This is a genomic window from Ralstonia sp. ASV6 (assembly GCF_016429285.1).
Lineage (GTDB): Bacteria > Pseudomonadota > Gammaproteobacteria > Burkholderiales > Burkholderiaceae > Ralstonia > Ralstonia flaminis.
On sequence record NZ_JAELUI010000013.1, the window covers coordinates 47,684 to 56,149 of the forward strand.

Below are 8,466 nucleotides of genomic sequence, written 5' to 3' on the forward strand. Positions count from 1 at the left end.
GATCGGGTGCCGCTCAGGCACCGTCGAACGTGGGTGGGCGCTTCTGGCGCAGGCTCGCAATACCCTCGCGCACATCGGGGCCGGCAAACCCCATGAATTCGAGCGCCAGCGAGGTATCAAAGCTCGGCCCGGCCAGACGCAGCCAGTTGTTGAGTGCGTACTTGGTCCAGCGGATGGCTGTTTGCGAACCGGCAGCCAAACGCTCGGCAACCTCGAACGCGCGGTTGATGAGGTCCTTCTCATCCACCGCCAGCGACACGAGGCCGATGCGCTCGGCTTCATCACCCGTCACGGATTCGCACAGCAGCAGGTAGTACTTTGCCTTGGCCATGCCGCACAACAGCGGCCAGACAATCGCGGCGTGGTCGCCCGCCGCCACACCCAGGCGCGTGTGACCATCAACGATGCGCGCATCCTTGGCGGCAATCGAGATATCCGCCAGCAATCCAGCGACCAGCCCTGCCCCCACAGCGGGGCCATGCATGGCGCTGACGATCGGCTTGTCGCAATTGATGAGGTTGTAGACGAGGTCGCGCGCTTCATGCCAGACACGGGTGCGCACGGCAAAGTCATCGGCCATCTGCTCGACGAGGTGCAGATCCCCACCGGCAGAGAAGCCCTTGCCCTCGCCACGAATGAGTGCCACGCGCACCGAGGGCTCGGCGGACACGTCGCGCCAGATCTCGGCCAGTTCGCGGTGCAGGCTGGCATCGGCGGTGGACAGCTTGCGATTGGCCGATTGCGCGGCACCCATCACGATCTCGAGGATGGGGCCATGCTGGATGAGCGTAAGCGCCTGGTAGCGGGCGAAGCGGGGAGCGAGCGAGGTCATGATGGGTCGGAATGTGAATCAAGCATAGCGGATGAGGCCGCGCCTGCAACGCCAGATGTGCGTCATGGTGACTTTGCCTCGTCAGCCAAATGCCATTCGCCACGGCGTATCTGTGCCATCACGCGGGCGCGCTGGTCCAGGCCCACATGGTCCTGCCGGCTCATATTGACGACGCCGGTGCTGGTCGGCAGATCACGCACCTGTTCCAGCGCATCGCGCAGCGCTTCACGAAAGGCTGGCGTGCCCGGCTTGGCCCGCTTGAGGGCCACCGGCACGGCGCGCTGCAGCAGCAGGCCGATGTCGCCCGTGTAGGCGGCGAAGATCGACACGGTCCGTTTGCCGAACGCGGCCTCGTAGCGGCGGGTGAAATCGAGCGCCTGCGCCTTGGCGGAATTGCTGTCGGGCAACTGCGCGGCAACCATCACCGGCCCGGTGGGCACGTAGGCACCTTCGCACTCCTTGCCGCACAGCTTGACGAACTCGTTGTTGGACACGCCGTGGTTGAAGTAGATCTTGCCGGTGTAGCCGCGTTCGGCCAGCGCACGTGCCGGCAGCGCGGCCGGCGTGCCCGAGCCGCCGATGACCACCGCATCCGGCTTGCTTGCCAGCAGGTGCAGCACCTGGGCTGTCACGCTGTTGTCGGTGGGCGAAAAGCGCTCGGTATCGGTGATGCGAATGTGTTTGAGATCAGCAAAGCGCTGCACCTCGGTCAGGAAGGCCTCGCCCAGTGCGTTGGCAAACCCGATATAGGCGATGGTCTTCACGCCATGCGCGGCGGCGTGCTCGGCAATGAGCGACGCCATGTGCGAATCCGAATGCGGTGTCTTGAAGATCCAGCGTCGACGCGCATCCATCGGTTCGATCAGCCGGGCGGACGACGCCAGCGAGATCACCGGCGTCTTACCCTCGGCCGCCACGTCGATCATCGCCAGCGTATTGGGCGTGGTGGACGAGCCGACGATCAGGTCCACATTGGACTCGGTCATCAGCTTGCGTGTGTTGGTGACGGCGCGCGTGGTGTCAGAGGCGTCGTCAAGCACGATCACCTCGACCTTCTCGCCTGCGATCTCGCGCGGCCACAGCGTGGTGGCGTTCTTCTCGGGAAACCCCAGCGATGCCTGCGGGCCCGTGGCGGACACCGTCACGCCGATGCGGATGTCCGCCAGCGCGGTGGAGGAAAGCAACGCCAAACCAACCAGTCCGCCAACATATCGCCAATTCGGTCGCTGCATCGGTCGCCGCATGGGTGTCTCCTCCCGTGGTTTTGGGGGAAAGCGTAGCGGTTTTGCGGCGGTTTGGCGATGCGGGCACGCCCGAACGTCCAGCGCCCTCTCAGGCTGCCGCTGTCTGCTCCGGCACGCGCTCGCCCAGCTGGCGCAGTGCATCGCCATAGGCTTGGGTATCCATTTCTGTGCTGGACTTGGCCAGGTAGTACGCCAGCCCAAGGCGCGACGACGTGCGGGTGAAGAGTTGGTAAAAATCGCCCAGGTCATGCAGGCGCGCGACCTTCTGCCACGGGATCACCGCCGTCTTGCCAGAAGGCACCTGCACTGACAGCGCGGCGGGCAACAACGCCCACCGATGAAGCCCTTCCAGACGCGCGACGCTGCGTCGCACCGATCGCCGGGTGATGTTCGCGACAAAGGGATCGGTGACCCGGTCGAGCCGTGCCCTGAGCCATTGCGCGATGCGCAGAATGAAGCGGACCACCGCTGCGCCACAGCGCCACCAGAGCACGCCGTAGATGAGCGCGACCACAACAAAGGGCAGCAGCGTTCCCGCAACGCTCCCGCGGGACGGCATCGTCAGCACCACCAGCGCGGCCCCCGCAAGGGGAAAGACCAGCAGCATGAACGCCAGAAACCGCTGAAAAAACGCATCAATACGCGCCTGCATGGCCACCTTCCTGGCGGCGATCCGCGCGATGCGCTTGGCGGTGATGCGGTCAGCCAGCGCCTGACATTGCTCGGCGCTGATCCGGAAACGTAATTCCATGGCGGTGCCCTCGACTCGGTTCGGCCGTGATTCTAGGGCCACGCACGCCGAATGAGAATCTACGCAGCCAGTGCCGTCAGCCCCGCGCGCGGAAGCGCATCCTGCATCAGCGCGCGCATCGATTCCAGCACAACAGCCTGCGGCATCAGGCCGAAGTTGTACAGCGCCATGACGTGGTCGACGCCCATGTCGGACAGCCGCGCAAGCTTGTCGGCCACCGCAGCCGGTGTACCGAACAGGGACAGCCCACTCGCCAGCACGTCGTCATACGTTTGCCGGCGCGCATAGAGCCGCGTCGCAACGTACAGGTCGAACGGCAGCGCAGCGGCCTCGCGCACCGCCGCCTCCGTCGGGCCGACATGCGTGTGCAGCGCCACCGCCGCCATGCCGCGCATGTCGTGAATGCCAGTTTCTGCCAGACCGCGCCGGTAGTCGTCCATCAGCACGCGAATCTCGTCGAAGCCCTCCACCGAGGCGTAGGGCACGAACAACATGCGCCGCCCCTGCCGGCCAATGTGGTACGCCGCCTCGCGCCGCAGGATCGCCACGTGGATCGGCACCATGGCCTGTACAGGCAGCACGTTCAGGCGCACGTCGCGCAGCGTATGGAACTGGCCCTCGTAACGCACGCGCTCGCCGGCGAGCAAACGTTCGACCAGCATCAGCGCCTCATCAAAGCGCTCGCGCTTGGTGGCCGGGTCAACGCCGTAGCCCTCGAACTCGTGCTTCAGATACCCCGAGCCCACGCCCAGCGACAGCCGCCCGCCCGAGAGCGCATCGACCATCGCGTAGTTCTCAGCCACAGTGGCCGGGTGGTGGAATGTGAGGATGGAGATGGCGGTGCCCAGCCGCAGCCGATGCGTCTGCGCGGCCAGGTGCGACAGGAAGACCGCTGGATTGGGTACGGCGCCGTACTCGTGAAAGTGATGCTCGGCCACCCAGAAGGTGTCGTAGCCCAGCGCCTCGGCGTGGCGCGCCTGGGCGATGACGTCTGCGTAGAGTTGCGGCAGACTGCGTTGCCGGTCCGGATAGTGGTCCTGCACGGAAAAGATCGACAGCTTCATGGCGTCTCCAGGGTTTTCGTGTCTTTTCCAGCGCGCAGGCCGCCGCGCCGGTTGTATCTTTTTGCGTAACGCGTATCTTATAAAGCGACACCCGAGACTTCAAGATGCTCCCTGAAGACACCCTGCCGATTGGCGACGCCGCCGACGAACCGCTCGCCGAAGACACGCCCCCCGAGCGCACCAGCGCCGGCATCCAGTCCGCCGAAATCGCGCTGACGGTGCTCTCGGAGATGGCGCGCACTGGCGGCGCACATGCCGTCTCGGAACTGGGCCGGCAACTCGGCATGCCGCGTGCCAAGGTGCATCGCTATCTGGTGTCGCTGGAGCGCATGGGCTTTGTCGAGCAGGACCCGGCCTCGGCGCGCTACCGGCTGGGCTCGCAGGCATTGCAGGTGGGGCTGTCAGCGCTGTCGGACGTGGACTTCGTACGCGAAGGCAGCAACATGCTGCCCAAGCTGGCCGAGCGGTTGAACGAGAGCGTATTCCTCTCGGTCTGGACCGATCGCGGCCCGGTCATCGTGCGCTGGGAAGATGGCGGCCGGCCGGTCACGGTAAATGTGCGGGTGGGTTCGGCCATGCCGCTGCTGAACTCGGCGACAGGCCAGGCGTGTGCCGCATGGATGCCCGAGATTCAGATCGTTTCGCTCATCGACCGCGAGCTGCGCGGCCCTGGCGCCGGCAAGGCCGGCCTGACCGATTGGCTGAACTGTCGCGCGCGCTGGCAAACGGTGCGGCATGAAGGCGTGGCGCGCATTGCCGGCACGCTCATCAACGGGATCGACTCGGTGGCCGTGCCGGTGCTCGATGCGCAAGGCAAGCTGGCGGGGGCCATCACCGCGCTGGGGTTATCCAGCGTGTTCGATGCCACCCTGGAAGGGCCGGCCTCACGGCTGTTGCGCGAAGCCGGGCGGGCGCTGTCGCTGCGGCTGGGTTATCACGGTCAGGCGATGACGGCCGGTGCGGCGCAACCCAGGCGCGGGCGCCGTGCAAAGGCCGCACCTGAATCAGCGTAGTGCTCAGCTTTGCGTGCCAGGCGCGACGACTTCCTGGTCGATCGCCCCGAAAATCGACACGCCGCTGGCGTCAAACATCTCAATCTTTACCGTATCGCCGTAGCGCATGAACTCGGTCGTGGGCGCGCCGGATTCGATGGTCTCCAGCATGCGTTTTTCGGCAATGCAGGCGTACCCCTTGCTGCGGTCCACGTTGGAAATCGTGCCCGATCCGACGATACTGCCCGCACGCACGTTGCGCGTCTTGCAGATGTGCGCGATCAACTGGCCGAAGTCGAACACCATGTCGGTGCCGCACTCGGGCTGGCCGACCTTCTTGTTGTTCCAGCGCACGGTCATCGGCAGGTGCACCTTGCGCTCGCGCCAGGCGTCGCCCAGCTCGTCGGGCGTGACGGCCACGGGCGAAAACGCGGTCGCCGGCTTGCTCTGAAAGAAGCCGAAACCCTTGGCCAGCTCCGCCGGGATCAGGTTGCGCAACGACACATCGTTGGCCAGCACGACCAGGCGGATGGCCTCCGCGGCAACCGCAGGCTCGGTGCCCATCGGCACGTCGCCGGTGATGACAGCCACCTCCGCCTCGAAGTCGATGCCGAAAGCTTCGCTGCGGCAGACGATCGGGTCATGCGCACCAGCCAGGTCATCGGAGCCGCCCTGGTACATCAGCGGGTCGGTCCAGAACTCAGGGGGCATCTCGGCGCCGCGGGCTTTGCGCACCAGCTCCACGTGGTTCACATAGGCGGAGCCGTCCGCCCACTGGTAGGCGCGCGGCAGTGGCGCCATGCAGTTGGCTGCGTTGAACGCGAACGGATGCCGGGCTCGCCCGGTGTTGAGCTGCTCGTACAGTTCCTGCAGTTGCGGTGCATAGAAGCCCCAGTCGTCGAGCGCGCGTTGCAGCGTCCCGGCGATGTGCGTGGCGTAGTGCGCGGTCTTCAGGTCGCGCGAGACCACGGCCAGTTGGCCGTCGCGCGAGCCATCCTTGAGGGTGGCGAGTTTCATGGGCGTCATGTGCAGAGAAAGGCTGCGCGGATGGTACACCTTGCATCGGCTAAACTGGGCCGAACCGATCCACCGCACCCGCCCCATGTCCACGCTGCCCACCGACGCTGATCTCGACCTGGAGACCGATGTTGACGGCGACATCGCGTCCGACCTCATGTCCGACGATATGCCTGCGCGCTCGGGCATCCAGTCCATCGAGGTCGGCTTCCGCCTGCTGGACGTGCTTACGCACACCAATGGCCCGATGATGCTGCGCGACCTCGCGCGCGCGGCGCCCATGAACCCTGCCAAGGCGCACCGCTACTTGGTGAGCTTCGCGCGCCTTGGACTGGTCACGCAAACACCCGAGGGCCGCTACGACCTCGGCCCGTTTGCGCTGGAAATGGGCCTGGTGAGCCTGAACCGGCAAGATCCGATGCGCCGTGCGCGCCCCGCCGCTGCAGCGCTGCGCGACGAAATCGATCACACCATCGGCCTGGCCGTATGGGGCAACCTGGGCCCGGCCATCGTGCACTGGGAAGAGGCCAGCCACCCTGTCACGGTCAGCCTGCGCCTGGGCGATGTGATGCCGATGCTGAACTCGGCCACAGGCCGCGTGTTCGGCGCTTACCTGCCGCGCGCGCAGACGCTGCCCTTCATCCAGCGTGAGCTGGAACGCGCCGCCGCAAAGCATGACAACAGCGCGAACGACAACCCCGAACTGCCGCGCACGCTTGAGGCCTACGACGCCCTGTGCGCCGACGTGCGCGCGCACGGCGCCTCGCGCATCCACGGCGGTGTGCTGCCGGGCATCAACGCGATGTCGCTACCGGTGTTCGATGCCAACGGCCAGTTGTGCCTCGTCCTGATCGCCCTGGGCGCGCAGAGCACCTTCGACACCACGTGGAGCAGCCCGCTGGAGCGGCGCTTGCGGCAGGCCGCACAACAGCTCTCCTCTGACCTTGGATACGCTGCACCCCTTGCCTCGCAGTCCTGAAGAGCGGACGGCCACGCGCGCACGCCGCTGGCGCCGCTGGGGGCTGATCGCACTGGCTGTGCTGGTTGCGCACGGCATTGCCGTCGTGTGGATCGCACGCAGCCACCAGATGGCCTGGCCGCCGGAGCCGGAACAGATCATCCCGACCTTGCTGCTGCAACCGGAACCCGTCAAGCCGCCGGTGCCACCCGCCCCCAAGGCGCCGCCGAAACCCGCGCCGTCCAAGCCTCGCCCAGCGCCGCACGAGCCTGCACAGCCCCCCACGCCAGCGGCAGTGCCTGCCCCCGAGAATTCCAACATCCCGGTGGGTGCCGCTGCGGGAGAATCTGCCAATACCGGCATGATCCGCGATCTAGGCAGTGAAAGCGTTGAAGGCGGTGAGGGCAACGCACCGTCGGCACCTGAGGCGCGCTTCTCGCCGCCGCCCTCAACCACGCTGCACTACGCCACCTACGTCAACGGTGTGCGCAATGAAGATGGCGTGATCCGCTGGACTACGGACGGCAAAACTTACACGCTGTCGGTCGAAATTCCGCTGCCGCTGTTCTTCGGGGCGCTCGCCTTCCGCAGCAATGGCGTCATCGATACGTATGGTCTGACACCAGCACGCTACGAAGAAGTGCGCGGGCGCCGACAACCCGACGTGACGACCTTCCACTACGCCCAAGCGACACCCGCCTCCGGCGTAGCGGGCGCCCCAACCATCACATTCACACGTACGCCCAATGTGCTGCCATTGCCGGTGGGCACGCAAGATCGCTTCAGTGTGTTCCTGCAACTGACGGGACTGGCGCGCGGCAACCCCGAGCGCTTCACCAGCCCGGGCCTGACGCTGGAAATCCCCGTCGCCGATACTGACAGCGTGGAAGTTGCGCGCGTCCAGCACGTGGGCGAAGACACCATCGACACCCCCGGGGGCACGATCCATGCGCAGCACTTCATACGGCTGCCACGGCGCGAGGGCGACCAGCGGCGCGTAGAGATCTGGCTGTCTGCCGAGCGCGGCTGGCTGCCCGTGCGCCTGCGCCAGACCGAGCCCAGTGGCATGCAGTTCGAGCTCGTCTATCAATCCCAGGAAGGGGGCCAACCATGAGCGCCAATGCCGTCGCCGGTTCAGGCACCGTGCACGCCAATGGTATCGACATCCACTACCGCATCGACGGTGTCGATGGCCCCTGGGTCATGCTTGCGCACGCGCTGGGCGTCGACCACCAACTCTGGGACGGCATCGCCCAGCGCCTTGCCGTGCGCCGCCGCGTACTGCGCTATGACGCGCGCGGGCACGGCAAAACCACCGCGCCACATGGTGCCTACACGCTGTTCCAGATGGCCGACGATGCGGCCTGCCTGCTTGATGCGCTGTCGATTCCACAGGTGCATTTCATCGGCCTGTCGATGGGCGGCATGGTGGCGCAAATCCTCGGTGTGCGGCATCCGCAGCGGCTGCTCTCGCTCACGCTGTGTGACACCGTGTGTGTCACACCGTTGACAGCACATGCGATGTGGGACGAGCGCATCGGCCAGGTCGAGGCGCACGGCATGGCTGGCATCGTCGAGCCCACGCTGCAACGCTGGCTGACCGCGCCC

9 protein-coding genes are annotated in these 8,466 nt (G+C 66.2%); 4 read left to right on the plus strand and 5 right to left on the minus strand.

Going from position 1 to position 8,466, the window contains the following annotated elements; all coding sequences use genetic code 11:
* Nucleotides 1-13 precede the first annotated feature (13 nt).
* From JHD73_RS04005 to JHD73_RS04020, 4 genes are all read right to left on the minus strand, one after another.
* Nucleotides 14-832: an enoyl-CoA hydratase/isomerase family protein gene (locus JHD73_RS04005; protein WP_199028004.1), complete on the minus strand. Its 819-nt coding sequence runs from the start codon at nucleotides 830-832 to the stop codon at nucleotides 14-16.
* Between the two features lie 62 nt (nucleotides 833-894).
* Nucleotides 895-2,064: an ABC transporter substrate-binding protein gene (locus JHD73_RS04010; protein ID WP_199028022.1), complete on the minus strand. Its 1,170-nt coding sequence runs from the start codon at nucleotides 2,062-2,064 to the stop codon at nucleotides 895-897.
* 100 nt (nucleotides 2,065-2,164) lie between these two features.
* On the minus strand, nucleotides 2,165-2,827 hold the full coding sequence (locus tag JHD73_RS04015; RefSeq protein ID WP_199028006.1) for a hypothetical protein: 663 nt from the start codon (nucleotides 2,825-2,827) through the stop codon (nucleotides 2,165-2,167).
* A gap of 59 nt (nucleotides 2,828-2,886) precedes the next feature.
* A complete protein-coding gene (locus JHD73_RS04020; RefSeq protein WP_199028008.1) occupies nucleotides 2,887-3,891 on the minus strand; it encodes an LLM class flavin-dependent oxidoreductase in 1,005 nt (334 codons plus the stop codon).
* A gap of 104 nt (nucleotides 3,892-3,995) precedes the next feature.
* Between JHD73_RS04020 and JHD73_RS04025 the strand changes: the two genes are divergently transcribed.
* Complete coding sequence (locus JHD73_RS04025) at nucleotides 3,996-4,904, plus strand: IclR family transcriptional regulator (RefSeq protein ID WP_199028010.1); 909 nt, start codon at nucleotides 3,996-3,998, stop codon at nucleotides 4,902-4,904.
* Nucleotides 4,905-4,907: 3 nt separating this feature from the next.
* Here JHD73_RS04025 and JHD73_RS04030 read toward each other — a convergent pair whose 3' ends face one another.
* Nucleotides 4,908-5,900, minus strand: coding sequence for a fumarylacetoacetate hydrolase family protein (locus tag JHD73_RS04030; protein WP_199028012.1), 993 nt, complete (start codon nucleotides 5,898-5,900; stop codon nucleotides 4,908-4,910).
* 85 nt (nucleotides 5,901-5,985) lie between these two features.
* Between JHD73_RS04030 and JHD73_RS04035 the strand changes: the two genes are divergently transcribed.
* The 3 genes from JHD73_RS04035 to JHD73_RS04045 all read left to right on the plus strand — a co-directional run.
* On the plus strand, nucleotides 5,986-6,879 hold the full coding sequence (locus JHD73_RS04035) for an IclR family transcriptional regulator (protein WP_199028014.1): 894 nt from the start codon (nucleotides 5,986-5,988) through the stop codon (nucleotides 6,877-6,879).
* On the plus strand, nucleotides 6,845-7,972 hold the full coding sequence (locus tag JHD73_RS04040; protein WP_199028016.1) for a DUF3108 domain-containing protein: 1,128 nt from the start codon (nucleotides 6,845-6,847) through the stop codon (nucleotides 7,970-7,972). The genes JHD73_RS04035 and JHD73_RS04040 overlap by 35 nt, the downstream gene beginning before the upstream one ends.
* The coding region (locus JHD73_RS04045) for an alpha/beta fold hydrolase (protein ID WP_199028018.1) at nucleotides 7,969-8,466 on the plus strand (498 nt) is incomplete at its 3' end. The genes JHD73_RS04040 and JHD73_RS04045, both read left to right, overlap by 4 nt.